Origin of the sequence: Alishewanella sp. d11, assembly GCF_049390205.1 — a bacterium.
GTDB lineage: Bacteria > Pseudomonadota > Gammaproteobacteria > Enterobacterales > Alteromonadaceae > Alishewanella.
On record NZ_CP186547.1, the window covers coordinates 1,774,332 to 1,787,911 of the forward strand.

The 13,580-nt window shown below is 44.9% G+C and carries 7 protein-coding genes, 1 tRNA gene, 3 rRNA genes and 1 pseudogene; 8 read left to right on the forward strand and 4 right to left on the reverse strand.

What is annotated here, in order from left to right:
* Positions 1 to 73: 73 nt before the first annotated feature.
* Positions 74 to 1,192, reverse strand: a complete 1,119-nt coding sequence (locus tag ACO1PK_RS07955; protein WP_423188133.1) for an acyl-CoA desaturase — start codon at positions 1,190 to 1,192, stop codon at positions 74 to 76.
* 98 nt (positions 1,193 to 1,290) lie between these two features.
* Between ACO1PK_RS07955 and fabR the strand changes: the two genes are divergently transcribed.
* Positions 1,291 to 1,899, forward strand: a complete 609-nt coding sequence (gene fabR, locus ACO1PK_RS07960; RefSeq protein ID WP_423188134.1) for an HTH-type transcriptional repressor FabR — start codon at positions 1,291 to 1,293, stop codon at positions 1,897 to 1,899.
* Position 1,900: 1 nt separating this feature from the next.
* Here the strand turns inward: fabR and trmA are convergent, their stop codons facing one another.
* Together trmA and ACO1PK_RS07970 are read right to left on the reverse strand one after the other, a co-directional pair.
* Entirely contained in the window at positions 1,901 to 2,989 is a 1,089-nt protein-coding gene (gene trmA, locus ACO1PK_RS07965; protein ID WP_423188135.1) for a tRNA (uridine(54)-C5)-methyltransferase TrmA, read from the reverse strand.
* A gap of 268 nt (positions 2,990 to 3,257) precedes the next feature.
* A complete protein-coding gene (locus ACO1PK_RS07970; RefSeq protein ID WP_423188136.1) occupies positions 3,258 to 3,758 on the reverse strand; it encodes an RNA recognition motif domain-containing protein in 501 nt (166 codons plus the stop codon).
* 620 nt (positions 3,759 to 4,378) lie between these two features.
* Between ACO1PK_RS07970 and ACO1PK_RS07975 the strand changes: the two genes are divergently transcribed.
* The 3 genes from ACO1PK_RS07975 to rrf all read left to right on the forward strand — a co-directional run bounded on the left by ACO1PK_RS07975 (position 4,379) and on the right by rrf (position 9,287).
* Positions 4,379 to 5,914, forward strand: a 16S ribosomal RNA gene (locus tag ACO1PK_RS07975).
* Between the two features lie 221 nt (positions 5,915 to 6,135).
* A 23S ribosomal RNA gene (locus ACO1PK_RS07980) occupies positions 6,136 to 9,014 on the forward strand.
* A gap of 158 nt (positions 9,015 to 9,172) precedes the next feature.
* Positions 9,173 to 9,287, forward strand: a 5S ribosomal RNA gene (rrf, locus tag ACO1PK_RS07985).
* The 16S, 23S and 5S rRNA genes sit together here, the layout of an rRNA operon.
* A gap of 197 nt (positions 9,288 to 9,484) precedes the next feature.
* On the opposite strand, the pseudogene ACO1PK_RS07990 reads toward rrf, so the two are convergent.
* Positions 9,485 to 10,521: pseudogene (locus ACO1PK_RS07990) on the reverse strand (IS630 family transposase).
* Between the two features lie 190 nt (positions 10,522 to 10,711).
* Here ACO1PK_RS07990 and murB point away from each other — a divergent pair.
* The 4 genes from murB (at position 10,712) to ACO1PK_RS08010 (ending at position 13,577) form a co-directional block, all read left to right on the forward strand.
* On the forward strand, positions 10,712 to 11,725 hold the full coding sequence (gene murB, locus ACO1PK_RS07995) for a UDP-N-acetylmuramate dehydrogenase (RefSeq protein WP_423188137.1): 1,014 nt from the start codon (positions 10,712 to 10,714) through the stop codon (positions 11,723 to 11,725).
* Entirely contained in the window at positions 11,712 to 12,695 is a 984-nt protein-coding gene (birA, locus tag ACO1PK_RS08000) for a bifunctional biotin--[acetyl-CoA-carboxylase] ligase/biotin operon repressor BirA (protein ID WP_423188138.1), read from the forward strand. Before murB ends, birA begins: the two co-directional genes overlap by 14 nt.
* Complete coding sequence (locus tag ACO1PK_RS08005; RefSeq protein ID WP_423188139.1) at positions 12,695 to 13,390, forward strand: type III pantothenate kinase; 696 nt, start codon at positions 12,695 to 12,697, stop codon at positions 13,388 to 13,390. Before birA ends, ACO1PK_RS08005 begins: the two co-directional genes overlap by 1 nt.
* 111 nt (positions 13,391 to 13,501) lie before the next feature.
* Positions 13,502 to 13,577 (forward strand) — tRNA-Thr (locus tag ACO1PK_RS08010).
* Positions 13,578 to 13,580 lie beyond the last annotated feature (3 nt).

Genomic DNA, 13,580 nt, shown 5'->3' on the forward strand with positions numbered 1-13,580 from the left:
AAATTAGCATAACAGGTATCAATAACAAAAAAAGAGGCAAAGCCTCTTTTTTCATAAGTTACTGTAATATTTATTAATTAAGAGCGGCTGTTAAACGCTGCCAGTGATTTTGTTGTTGCTGTAAATGCTCCTTCAGCAGCTGATAGCGGTGAGCAAAATCTGAAGCGTGATATTGATCTACTAGAGCATTGCGTTTTTGCTGTAGGAGCTCTTTTTTTACTTGATAATACTCTTGCAGCTTTGATATTAAGAGTTGGTATTCTTGCTCTAGTAATTGTAATAATTGCTCAGAGTTAGGCAGCAAGCGCGCTTTGTCCTGCGCACGTTTTAGTTGCATTTTTACAATTGCTTGAGCAATACGATCTTCCGGTACTGTTCTTAAATTACGAGTCAATTTCAGCCATGAGCAGGTTTTAATAAGCCATTTAGTCGGGTCGAATTGCCACCAACGGATTCCGTTGCGGTAGTCGTACTCAAAAATATGATGGTAGTTATGGTAACCTTCACCATAGGTCAAAAAGGCCAGAAAGCCATTATCTCGAGCACTATTCTGGTCTGTATAGGGTTGCTTGCCCCATATGTGTGCAAGAGAGTTTATAAAAAAAGTGAAGTGGTGGCTTAATACTAAGCGTAATACACCAACACTTAAAAGCATTCCCCAAAAGTTTCCCACTAGCAAACCTAAAATTACAGGTATACCTATATTGGTCAACAAGGCTAAAAGTAAATAATATTTATGCTGAAACACTAATATTGGGTTTTTCTGTAGATCTTTTACATTACTATAATCTGAGTAACTTGCACCTTGATAATCGCGAAGCATCCAGCCAATATGACTAAACCAAAAACCTTTACTTGCGGAATATGGATCTTTGTCATCTTTATCAACATGGCGATGATGATCACGATGATCTGAAGACCAATGAATCACACTGTTTTGTAGTGCAAATGCCCCACCAATAGCAAAAAACCATTGCAGAATAGGGTGCGCATCATAGGTTTTATGTGACCATAATCGATGATAACCTGCAGTAATTGAAATACCGCAGTAACCCATACAAATAATGGTTAGAATAATTTCAGCTGCAGTAAAGCCAACGGTCAGGGCATAATAGGGTACCGCTATAGCGGCTACCAGAAAGGTTAAACTGAACAAGAGCACATTTGTCCAGATAATTGGATTTTGTTTCATGAGATCACACTTTGAGCTTACACTTGTAAGCTAATTTACCCAGCGCTCAACATTAGGTCAAGGTAAATCGATTAAATAACATTAAGATTGGGGGAGTTGTGAGCAGAGCTGAACAAAAAGAACGAACGCGGCAAGCCATTATCAATGCGGCATTTTCACAACTAAGTGCAGAAAAAGGTTTTGCTAGCTTAAGTTTACGCGAAGTCACCCGAGAAGCAGGCATAGCGCCAACCTCTTTTTATCGACATTTTGCAGATATGGATGAATTAGGCTTAACCTTGGTTGATGAAGCTGGCTTAATGTTAAGACAGTTAATGCGACAGGCTCGTTTACGCATTGAGAAAAACGGCAGTGTGATTAATACTTCGGTGCAAACTTTCATGGAGTTTGTTACCGACAATAGCAATGTTTTTCGTCTTTTATTGCGTGAACGCTCTGGTACTTCCGCCGCTTTTCGTGCTGCGGTTGCTCGTGAAATTCAACATTTTTCAGCAGAACTGGCGCATTACCTTCGTAAACAAACAGAATGTTCGGCGGAACAAGCACAATTACAGGCAGAAGCAATGGTGACCTTGGTGTTTCATACTGGTGCTGACGCTTTAGATGCACCTAAAGAACATTATGCTCAGCTTACTCGTAGAACTGTGTTGCAACTTCGCTGGCTAGCACATGGTGCAGCCAGCTACGGTAGGAAAACTCAAAGCTAACTCAGTAACGTCTCAGCCAAACACCTGTTTCAATATGATGGGTATAGGGAAATTGATCAAATAAAGCGAGTTTCATGACTTTATGTGTCTTGGCTAGTTCCTCAAGATTATCAGCAAGTGTTTCTGGGTTACATGAAATATAAAGGATGTCGGTAAATCGACTGACTAATGCTAATGTTGCGGGATCTAATCCAGCCCTCGGTGGATCAACTAGGACTGTATCCAGAGTGAGTTCTGCAAGTTCAAGATGCTTTAACGAAGATCCTCTTGCAAGTGCTGCCGCTACATCTTCAGCAGACATTTGTAACACTTGTACGTTCTCAATGTTATTTAAGTTAATGTTGTACTCTGCCGATTTTATTGAGCTACGCGACAATTCCGTTGCGATGACTTGAGTAAAATAGGGAGCCAGTGCCAGTGAAAAGTTACCATTGCCACAGTACAACTCTAATAAATCCCCCTTTAAGTGTTCAGCAATATCGGCTGCCCATTGCAGCATTTGTTGATTAACTCCAGCATTTGGCTGGGTAAAGCTGCTTTCAACTTGCTGATACTGCAAACTTTTGTTCGAAACCACAAAGGATTCAGTGACAAAATCTTGGCTAAGTACCACTTTTTGCTTACGCGAACGACCAATAATTCGAATATTACAGTTTGCTGCCAACTCGTGAGTGAGCTTTTCTGCCTCAGCAATCCACTGCTCATCAAGCTTTCGTTTGTAAATCATACTTACCAGTAACTCACCAGAGGTAGTTGCTAGATAATCCACTTGATAAAGCTTATAACGTAATTCATGGTTAAACTGAATAAGCTTTAATAACAATGGCATAAAGTCGGCGATTAAGGTGCAGGCGACAGGGAAGTAATCGATACGTACAGGCTGACGAGATTCTGGGTCAAACATTGCATGATAAATATCATCCCCATTATGCCAAATACGAAATTCTGCTCGTTGCCGGAAATGTTCTGGCGCTGAACGATATAACAGCGGTGTTATCGTCGATACATTGCAAAGCAACTGCGCTAAGCGGTTTGCTTTCTCTGTTAACTGCGCTTCGTATAATAAGGGGAAAACCTGACCTATAGACATAGACTTCTCTATTTTACACAAATAGGTATTTTAAGCGGTTTTAACGATATAACCAAATTGAAATAGCTAAAGGGTTATCTGTTTGCCAATGACATTGAATATGGGAGCGTGAAAAGAGAGTTAGGGTTTAAATGCTATACACCTTAAAATCCCGAGCTAAAAGGTAAAATTACCGTGTCATATAAATGTATAGCCTCCCTCCAACTATTGACCCACTAAAATAAAGAAAAGTGGGCCAATAGTGAAAGCCACAGCGAACAAAGAGGATTTACTCGACAGATTGGTTTTCTTCATCCTGTCGATCACGCGCTTCACGAACTTTTAAGGTGCGCTCTTGAAACTCGAAATCATTTAACTTGCCAATCATTTTATTGGCATCGGATGCTGCCACTTCTACGAAACCGAAGCCTCGACGTCGTCCAGTTTGTCGATCTTTCATCAAACGCACATTAATAACAGTACCAAAACGGGAAAACAGTTCTTTAACAGCATCTTCATTGGCACGATAAGGTAAGTTGCCTACATATAAAGTGGCTGACTCGCCTTGAAAGTTGGTTGTGCTAGTTTCAGCGCTCGCATCTGCCTTAGCAGATTTAGTCGTAAGGTTAAGGTCTACCAAAACAGGTACCAGAATACCACAGACCAAAACACCAGCAGTAAAAGCCCAAGCGGACGAAAGAGGAAGTGTAAAAATAAAAGAGAAAGCAACATAAGCAATAACTGCCAATGCCAAGGTAAAAGGTATAGACATACGTAAAGTTGATGACATGATAAATTCCTGCAGCTAAACCAAAAGAGATTCTTCTTATATAAAAGCCTTTATATCTTAACGACTATTTTGTGAACAGCCAACAACTAAAATCAACACAGATCACTAATAAAAGATAGGTTTATGTACAAAATGGAGCTTTAATAGGCAAATGGCATCAAAACTGACATTTTTTACAAAATACCTATTGCACCATTTCTAAAACGCCCTATAATGCGCGCCATGCCACGGGGCACTGCGCTTCACCAGAAACATAGCAGTAACCGAGTGATAAAGCGAGTTGCAAAAATCTTTTAAAAAGACGCTTGACAGTAAGTTTAAAATCACTAAAATGGCCGCCTCTCTTCAGGGTGCTAACGAAAGCCTCGAAAAGCGAAGTGTTGTAAAGTTGAGTTAATCGTAATGAAGAGTTTTAAAAAAGAATCTTCCTTACGCTTGACTTAAAATCTGGGAAGTGTAACATACGCCTCCCGCTTTGAAGTTCAAAGCACGCTCTTTAACAATTAGCAATCAATTATCTGTGTGGACACTTATGATGATTTCGAAATGAAATTAATCAGTAGTGACCAAAGAAATTTAGTCAGTAATACTGAGCGTCACTTCGGTGACAGAAAGAACTTTAATTGAAGAGTTTGATCATGGCTCAGATTGAACGCTGGCGGCAGGCCTAACACATGCAAGTCGAGCGGATGAGGGTAGCTTGCTACCTGATTTAGCGGCGGACGGGTGAGTAATGCGTAGGGAGCTGCCCGATAGAGGGGGATACCAGTTGGAAACGACTGTTAATACCGCATAATGTCTACGGACCAAAGTATGGGACCTTCGGGCCATATGCTATCGGATGCGCCTACGTGGGATTAGCTAGTTGGTGGGGTAAAGGCTCACCAAGGCGACGATCCCTAGCTGGTTTGAGAGGATGATCAGCCACACTGGGACTGAGACACGGCCCAGACTCCTACGGGAGGCAGCAGTGGGGAATATTGGACAATGGGCGCAAGCCTGATCCAGCCATGCCGCGTGTGTGAAGAAGGCCTTCGGGTTGTAAAGCACTTTCAGTGGGGAGGAAGGGGTTGTTGTTAATAGTAACAATCTTTGACGTTACCCACAGAAGAAGCACCGGCTAACTCCGTGCCAGCAGCCGCGGTAATACGGAGGGTGCAAGCGTTAATCGGAATTACTGGGCGTAAAGCGCACGCAGGCGGCTTTTTAAGTCGGATGTGAAAGCCCCGGGCTCAACCTGGGAATTGCATCCGATACTGAAAAGCTAGAGTACGTGAGAGGGGGGTAGAATTCCAAGTGTAGCGGTGAAATGCGTAGAGATTTGGAGGAATACCAGTGGCGAAGGCGGCCCCCTGGCACGATACTGACGCTCAGGTGCGAAAGCGTGGGGAGCAAACAGGATTAGATACCCTGGTAGTCCACGCCGTAAACGATGTCTACTAGATGTTCGAGGTCTTGTACTTTGAGTATCGCAGCTAACGCATTAAGTAGACCGCCTGGGGAGTACGGTCGCAAGATTAAAACTCAAATGAATTGACGGGGGCCCGCACAAGCGGTGGAGCATGTGGTTTAATTCGACGCAACGCGAAGAACCTTACCTACTCTTGACATCTACAGAAGAACGCAGAGATGTGTTTGTGCCTTCGGGAACTGTAAGACAGGTGCTGCATGGCTGTCGTCAGCTCGTGTTGTGAAATGTTGGGTTAAGTCCCGCAACGAGCGAACCCTTATCCTTAGTTGCCAGCACGTAATGGTGGGAACTCTAGGGAGACTGCCGGTGATAAACCGGAGGAAGGTGGGGACGACGTCAAGTCATCATGGCCCTTACGAGTAGGGCTACACACGTGCTACAATGGTACGTACAGAGGGAGGCAAGCTGGCGACAGTGAGCGGATCTCTTAAAGCGTATCGTAGTCCGGATTGGAGTCTGCAACTCGACTCCATGAAGTCGGAATCGCTAGTAATCGCAAATCAGAATGTTGCGGTGAATACGTTCCCGGGCCTTGTACACACCGCCCGTCACACCATGGGAGTGGGTTGCAAAAGAAGTAGGTAGCTTAACCTTCGGGAGGGCGCTTACCACTTTGTGATTCATGACTGGGGTGAAGTCGTAACAAGGTAACCGTAGGGGAACCTGCGGTTGGATCACCTCCTTACCTATATAGAATGAGTTATAAGTGTTCACACAGATGATTGATTGCATGAGCGAAAGAATGAGAGCTTAAATGAAAGTGTTCCAGCGGGAATGGTTTGATTTGAGTTTATCTCAAACTGCTCTTTAACAATTTGGCAAGCTGATGTAAAAAGAAACAAATCAAGGATACATATATTGTATACCTTACTCACACCTGCACTTCAAGACATTTTGGGGTTGTATGGTTAAGTGACTAAGCGTACACGGTGGATGCCTTGGCAGTCAGAGGCGATGAAGGACGTACTAACCTGCGAAAAGCTACGGGGAGCCGGTAAGAGGCGCTAATCCGTAGATGTCCGAATGGGGAAACCCAGTGCATTTATGCACTATCGTTACATGAATACATAGTGTAACGAGGCAAACCGGGAGAACTGAAACATCTAAGTACCCCGAGGAAAAGAAATCAACCGAGATTCCGTTAGTAGCGGCGAGCGAACGCGGACTAGCCCTTAAGCTAGATTGGTGTTAGTGGAATCATCTGGAAAGCTGAGCGATACAGGGTGATAGCCCCGTACACGACAACACCTTTATAGTGAAAACGAGTAGGACGGGACACGTGGTATCCTGTTTGAACATAAAAATTCATCCTCCAAGGCTAAATACTCCTGACTGACCGATAGTGAACCAGTACCGTGAGGGAAAGGCGAAAAGAACCCTGTAAGGGGAGTGAAATAGAACCTGAAACCGTGTACGTACAAGCAGTGGGAGCCCACGTTGTTGGGTGACTGCGTACCTTTTGTATAATGGGTCAGCGACTTACATTCTGTAGCGAGGTTAACCGAATAGGGGAGCCGTAGGGAAACCGAGTCTTAACTGGGCGAATAGTTGCAGGGTGTAGACCCGAAACCGGGCGATCTATCCATGAGCAGGTTGAAGGTTGGGTAACACTAACTGGAGGACCGAACCCACTACTGTTGAAAAAGTAGGGGATGACTTGTGGATCGGAGTGAAAGGCTAATCAAGCTCGGAGATATCTGGTTCTCCTCGAAAGCTATTTAGGTAGCGCCTCGAGCGAATACCATTGGGGGTAGAGCACTGTTTGGGCTAGGGGTCATCCCGACTTACCAACCCCCTGCAAACTCCGAATACCAATGAGTACTACTCGGGAGACACACCGCGGGTGCTACCGTCCGCCGTGAAAAGGGAAACAACCCAGACCGCCAGCTAACGTCCCAAAGTGATGATTAAGTGGAAAACGATGTGGGAAGGCATAGACAGCTAGGAGGTTGGCTTAGAAGCAGCCACCCTTTAAAGAAAGCGTAATAGCTCACTAGTCGAGTCGGCCTGCGCGGAAGATGTAACGGGGCTAAAATCATCCACCGAAGCTGCGGATTCACACTAAGTGTGAGTGGTAGAGGAGCGTTCTGTAAGCCTGCGAAGGTGTCTTGAGAAGGATGCTGGAGGTATCAGAAGTGCGAATGCTGACATGAGTAACGATAAGGGGAGTGAAAAACTTCCCCGCCGAAAGACCAAGGGTTCCTATCCCATGCTAATCAGGGTAGGGTGAGTCGGCTCCTAAGGCGAGGCTGAAGGCGTAGTCGATGGGAAACAGGTTAATATTCCTGTACCGGCCAATACTGCGATGGGGGGACGGAGAAAGCTAGGCAAGCGCGGCGTTGGTAGTCCGCGTGAAAGTGCGTAGGTTGGAGGAGTAGGAAAATCCGCTTCTCTAAGACTGAGACACGAGACGAGTCACTACGGTGACGAAGTTGCTGACGCTCTGCTTCCAGGAAAAGCCTCTAAGCTTCAGGTATTGGTGACCGTACCCTAAACCGACACAGGTGGTCAGGTAGAGCATACCAAGGCGCTTGAGAGAACTCGGCTGAAGGAACTAGGCAAAATAGTACCGTAACTTCGGGAGAAGGTACGCTCTTGTGTGTGAATGCCTTGCGCAGTAAGCACGTGAGAGTCGCAGTGACCAGCTGGCTGCAACTGTTTATTAAAAACACAGCACTCTGCAAACTCGTAAGAGGACGTATAGGGTGTGACACCTGCCCGGTGCCGGAAGGTTAATTGATGGGGTTAGCGCAAGCGAAGCTCTTGATCGAAGCCCCGGTAAACGGCGGCCGTAACTATAACGGTCCTAAGGTAGCGAAATTCCTTGTCGGGTAAGTTCCGACCTGCACGAATGGTGTAATGATGGCCAGGCTGTCTCCAGCCGAGACTCAGTGAAATTGAAATTGCGGTGAAGATGCCGTATACCCGCGGCTAGACGGAAAGACCCCGTGAACCTTTACTATAGCTTGGCACTGAACATTGACCCTACATGTGTAGGATAGGTGGGAGGCTTTGAAGCTGGGACGCTAGTCCTGGTGGAGCCGTCCTTGAAATACCACCCTTGTATGTTTGATGTTCTAACGTATGTACCTGAATCGGGATTGCGGACAGTGTCTGGTGGGTAGTTTGACTGGGGCGGTCTCCTCCTAAAGAGTAACGGAGGAGCACGAAGGTTGGCTAAGTACGGTCGGACATCGTACGGTTAGTGTAATGGTAGAAGCCAGCTTAACTGCGAGACAGACACGTCGAGCAGGTACGAAAGTAGGTCATAGTGATCCGGTGGTTCTGTATGGAAGGGCCATCGCTCAACGGATAAAAGGTACTCCGGGGATAACAGGCTGATACCGCCCAAGAGTTCATATCGACGGCGGTGTTTGGCACCTCGATGTCGGCTCATCACATCCTGGGGCTGAAGTTGGTCCCAAGGGTATGGCTGTTCGCCATTTAAAGTGGTACGCGAGCTGGGTTTAGAACGTCGTGAGACAGTTCGGTCCCTATCTGCCGTGGGCGTTGGATGATTGAGTGGAGTTGCTCCTAGTACGAGAGGACCGGAGTGAACGAACCGCTGGTGTTCGGGTTGTCATGCCAATGGCACTGCCCGGTAGCTACGTTCGGAACGGATAACCGCTGAAAGCATCTAAGCGGGAAGCCGGCCACAAGATGAGTCATCCCTTAGGCTTTAAGCCTACTAAAGGGTCGTTGGAGACCACAACGTTGATAGGTGAGGTGTGGAAGCGTGGTGACACGTTAAGCACTCATACTAATTGCCCGAGAGGCTTAACCATACAACGCCCAAGATGTTTTAGAAGAAGGTTGTGAGTAACCTAATCAGCTTGCTAGATTAAAGATGGAACGACAATTTTTTATCAAATGCATCCATGCATTTGACCCGCAAGCGGGCCGCACTAAAGTGCGTTAAAACGTTGTTCCTGACACGTTTTTGCCTGGTGGCAATAGCGCTGTGGAACCACCTGAACCCATTCCGAACTCAGAAGTGAAACGCAGCTGCGACGATGGTAGTGTGGCATTCGCCATGCGAGAGTAGTACACCGCCAGGCACCTCATTCAATAGAAAAGCCCTACTCGAAAGAGTGGGGCTTTTTTATTGGCTGTGATTCTGGTGGTATATTGCTCGAGCAGGGCGACCCCATGCGAAGTAGTACAGTGAAGCCGGGAATTCGACAAGCCGAAAGTTTTGCTTGGCTGTGGTTATAACGGCGGTATACTGCTCGAGCTGTGCTCATACCGCTCGATCTTAAAGTGTGTTCAGCACGGCCCACTCTCTAGAGCACATTTTGATCACCCGACGAGTATCGCTGATAAAACTGTTCCAAGCCTCGCTACACGCTTCCACTATCACTTCATAGTTTTCAAAACAACGGTTCGCTAAATGATGCTGTCCCAGCCAACTCCATACTTGCTCTATCGGGTTGAGCTCTGGTGAATACGGCGGCAGTTTTAAAATCGCCAGATTTTCGAAGTCATCGGTAATATCATCGATATCATCGGTATGCCAACCTGCGCCATCCATCACGACAACGGCAAACCGGCCTTTGGCTGTTGCCGCTGAAATTTGCGCTAAGTGCTTTTTCATCACGTCTTTGCTCAGAAAGGGGACTATCAAGGCTTCTGTTGCGCTGGTTGCAGGACAAACGGCACCGAACAGATGAGCATACTCAAATTGTTGTTGCCACACCGCGCGAGGACGCGAGCCGGTTTTAGCCCATAAACGGGTCGTGGTATTTTGTTGGCCAATTCTCGCTTCATCCTGAAACCTGACATCCACGTTTTCCAAACGCACCGTCTCCGGAATGTTTAGGATCGTTTCCAGTTGGAAGTTATATATATAGGCGTCCTGGACGCCTTGTTTTTGCTTAGGGTGCCGTGAGCGGCTGGTGATCCAGCTAAAACCTAATTGTTAGAGCAGTTTATAAATGGCATTGTGGTGATAGTGCACACCAAATTCTGTCTTGATGTAGTGAAGAATTTTTTACCGGTCAGTCTGCCGCCTTGTTCATTCTGGCTTTGAGTCTCAATAAAGTGGCAAGATTGCTTTTGTTGTTTAATGGTCTAAAAAGGGAACCTGCCCTTTGCTTTGCGAGCTTCTAATCAATCAAGGCTCAATTTAAGGTACTGAGTCAGCCATTTATTGACGCTGGTGCGGCTGATATTGAGCTGATTAGCCACCTGTGTACGATTGTTACAGTCAAGAAACGGTAATAGTGCTAGCAAATGCCTATGCTTGCGGGCATTTTTCTGCTCGGGAGAGCTTGAGTAAGTCTTCAGAGATATGCTTAATAGTATTAGTTGGTTTATGAGCATCGCTGCTTACTCAGATCATAAAACAAAGTTGAATGGTATTATTATTAATGTGTATGTCGCTTGAGAATTAACTAAAGCTTACTTCGTTTTCTAGTATTTGTATTTGCGCTTGTTGTCAGTGAGCTTTAGAATTGCGCGTACTTAGATAATCGGTCTTGCTATGCATATTTTATATAATCAGCCTGCTGAGGCATTCTCTACTTTTCGTCTGCATAATACGCTCTCAGAAGTTATCCTAATTGACGAGCTATCTGACCTTGCTCTAGTAGACGCACAGCAGCCCCCTGTAATTATAGGAGAAGGTAGTAATACTATCTTCCTTGCATCTCAGGTTCGCCCACTACTACGCTTTCTGGCCAAATCAAGAACAGTTACTGCTAATAATTCACAGCATCTTGAATTACATGTTGAAGCAGGGCATAACTGGCATGAATTAGTGACTTGGGCGGTAACGCAGCAACTATGGGGAATTGAGAATCTTGCGTTAATCCCAGGTTCTGTTGGTGCTGCACCTGTTCAGAACATAGGTGCTTATGGTGTTGAGTTTTCCGATGTATGCCGCTATGTTGATTTTTATGATTGGCAAGAACGCAAAGTTATTCGTTTAGACAATAACGCCTGCCAGTTTGCGTATCGGGATAGTGTTTTCAAACAGCAACTACAAGGTAAAGGCATTATTGTTGCTGTTGGTTTAGTCCTATTTAAAGATCCAAAACCTGTTGTAACTTACCCTGGATTAGATACCTTACCCCCTTTTACTACGTTAGAAGAAATCTATCAGCAGGTTATTGCTATACGCCAAGCAAAATTACCAGACTATAAGGTCATTGCCAACTGTGGTAGTTTTTTTAAAAATCCTGTTATTAGTGAATCTCAATATCAACTATTGCAAAGTTCTTTTGCAAAGATCCCAGGCTTTAGTGTAGAGAGTGGTATTAAAGTACCTGCCGCTTGGCTAATCGATCAGGCTGGTTTTAAAGGTTATAAGTACCAAAACTTAGGCTGCTATGAGCGGCAGCCTTTAGTACTTGTTAATTACGGTGGTGCAGAAGGTCCTGCTCTTTTAGTCTTAATTAATTTAATCCGAAAAACCATAGAGACACAATTTGGTATTTTATTAGAACCCGAAGTACGTTTGTTGGACAGTAATGGACAGCACTATGTCGAAAGCTAGTTTGCAAATACAACGTCAAATACTTTCGGAACTGGCTGATGGTCGTTTTCACTCAGGGCAAAAATTAGCTGATCAATTTGGCGTCAGTCGAACTGCAATAGCTAATTATATGCACGAACTTGCTCAACTAGGTTTGGATATATACAAGGTAAAAGGCAAAGGCTATGGTTTAGTAGCACCGCTACTTTTATTAGATGCACTGCAGATAAAACAATTGCAGTCTACAACGGCAGCGCCAGTTTTAGTACAGCACATTACTGATTCGACAAATTTGCAACTAATGCAAAAGCTCAATACGACCAGTTCTCTGGTAAAAGCAACTGTTATTGTAGCAGAAGCACAAACCGCAGGTCGCGGCCGACGCGGTCGAACTTGGTATTCTCCTTACGGTAGTAATTTATATTTCAGTTACTATTGGCGATTAGAACAAGGAGTACAAGCCGCGATGGGATTAAGCTTAGTTGCAGGTTGTGCGCTTTGTAGTTTACTTAGACGTGAGTATCAGGTGGATGCGAAGATTAAATGGCCAAACGATATTTATGTCGATAATCGCAAGATTGCAGGCGTGTTGGTTGAATTGGTGGGACAAGCCGATGCTGCATGTAGTGTGATTATTGGTATTGGCTTAAATATTGCTTTACCAGAATCAGCCACGCAACATATCGATCAGCCTTATGCTGATCTTAAGCAGTCCTCTGAAATGTCGATTGATCGCAATAGATTAATTGTGCAATTGCAAAACGAATTAACGATGGCTCTTAGTAAATTTGAGTTGCAAGGCTTTAAACCGTTTCAGGAGGTATTTAATCAGCATGACGTTTTTTCAGGACGTATGGTAGAGATTAGTGGCACGACTGCCGCCGGTGGCATCTGTTTAGGTGTCGATGAAAGTGGTGCCATTTTATTAGAAAAAGACGGAAGGGTGCAGGCTTTTTTTGGTGGTGAATTAACATTAAGAGCGAGTGAATAATGTATCTGTTATTAGATATAGGTAATTCCCGAATTAAAGCTGTGTGTTATAGCAATGGTCTATTTACAACATTGACTGAAGTTAGCGCTGAGGCCTTTAAAAACCAACCATGGCAAGCAGTATACGTTGCTAGCGTAGCAGCTGAAGAAAAAATTAGCCTTTTACAGCAGCATTTAGAATTAACAAAGGTTCCATGGCATCTACTACATAGTGAAGCAAGTGCTTTTTCATTGATAAATTGTTACCAAAATCCTGAGAGACTTGGCGTGGATCGTTGGCTCGCTATGCTAGGTGCGACCAGCTTGTTTGCTAATACGGATCTATTGATTGTCGATGCTGGGACTGCTCTTACGTTGGACTGGGTAAGCCAGACACAACAACACTTAGGGGGATGGATTATTCCTGGTGTGAAATTACAACAAGAAGCAGTAATCAGTAATACAGCTAAAGTACTTAGTCGGCCGGGTGTGGCTAATGCACTAAGCCTTGGTACTGATACACACAGTTGCGTGGAAAATGGTGCTCTAGCGGCTGTTTCAGGTGCTATTCGGCTTGGCTGGCAACTCAAACCGGCTAAGCACTTAGTATTAACTGGTGGTGATGCCGATAAGATTGCAACATACTTGACAGATCTTCCTGTTTATCACGATCCTTTGTTGATATTTCGAGGAGTGGCTCGTTATATCGATAGATAGTCGCTATATTGAACAACAAATAGGCGTTCAGTAAACAAATTATGCTTTTTTCGGTTTTTCTAGTTGCGCACTATCCTGCATTCTACTAGAATTCGCACCCACTGACGTAGTGCCGCTTTAGCTCAGTTGGTAGAGCAACTGACTTGTAATCAGTAGGTCATCCGTTCGACTCGGATAAGCGGCACCATTA

What these genes read in the sequence shown, in the direction of transcription:
- ACO1PK_RS07955 (WP_423188133.1), bottom strand. Translation starts at nt 1,192, where the DNA reads ATGAAACAAAATCCAATTATCTGGACAAATGTGCTCTTGTTCAGTTTA.
- trmA (WP_423188135.1), bottom strand. Translation starts at nt 2,989, where the DNA reads ATGTCTATAGGTCAGGTTTTCCCCTTATTATACGAAGCGCAGTTAACA.
- ACO1PK_RS07970 (WP_423188136.1), bottom strand. Translation starts at nt 3,758, where the DNA reads ATGTCATCAACTTTACGTATGTCTATACCTTTTACCTTGGCATTGGCA.
- murB (WP_423188137.1), top strand. Translation starts at nt 10,712, where the DNA reads ATGCATATTTTATATAATCAGCCTGCTGAGGCATTCTCTACTTTTCGT.
- birA (WP_423188138.1), top strand. Translation starts at nt 11,712, where the DNA reads ATGTCGAAAGCTAGTTTGCAAATACAACGTCAAATACTTTCGGAACTG.
- ACO1PK_RS08005 (WP_423188139.1), top strand. Translation starts at nt 12,695, where the DNA reads ATGTATCTGTTATTAGATATAGGTAATTCCCGAATTAAAGCTGTGTGT.